The sequence below is a fragment of the Paraburkholderia ultramafica genome, assembly GCF_902859915.1.
In the GTDB taxonomy this organism is placed as follows: Bacteria; Pseudomonadota; Gammaproteobacteria; order Burkholderiales; family Burkholderiaceae; genus Paraburkholderia; species Paraburkholderia ultramafica.
Genome location: NZ_CADIKK010000162.1, coordinates 1 through 595, shown reverse-complemented (window position 1 = coordinate 595; position 595 = coordinate 1). Strand labels below are relative to the sequence as shown.

The following is a 595-nucleotide window of genomic DNA, read 5'->3' as shown; positions in this document are numbered from 1 at the left end:
GTTTGCCAGCTCCCCGAAGCTTTTCGCAGGCTACCGCGTCCTTCATCGCCTGTGATCGCCAAGGCATCCACCACATGCACTTGTTCGCTTGACCCTATAACGGGTGTGTCTTCCCGACCAGCGTGAGCGCTTTAGCTGTCGGCCGGAGTTAGTGCTTTAGCACTTACTCCGGGCCCATGCAAAGCCCTTACGCTGGTCCGATCCCCGAACGGGACCGTGTCGCCACATCGCTACAGGTTGAGTATTCGTGTTGCGCCGTATTCCAAGAGCAATCTTTCGATTCCCCTTTTCATACATTGATACAATCACAACCCTGATTCACCTACTCAAACACCCATCTCTAAGTGTTCTTTCGTGAATCTCTTTACTACTTCTTCCTGATTGTTAAAGAACGACAGCCGATATTACAGTCGCTACGACTGCATATCACTCTGACTGGCTCAATCGCCAATGCGTAACGCTCTGTGCTTTTTCACACAGAACGCTGCGCATTGAAGATTGGTGGAGGATGACGGGATCGAACCGACGACCCCCTGCTTGCAAAGCAGGTGCTCTCCCAGCTGAGCTAATCCCCCCGGTCATGCACAGATACTGC

The 595-nt window shown here is 52.4% G+C and carries 1 tRNA gene and 1 rRNA gene; both read right to left on the bottom strand.

The features are described from left to right. Window positions 1–94 (bottom strand): 23S ribosomal RNA (locus HV744_RS36685); the annotation flags it as partial. A 405-nt stretch (window positions 95–499) separates the two neighbouring features. Beyond that, window positions 500–575 (bottom strand) — tRNA-Ala (locus tag HV744_RS36680). Between the last annotated feature and the right edge of the window lie 20 nt (window positions 576–595).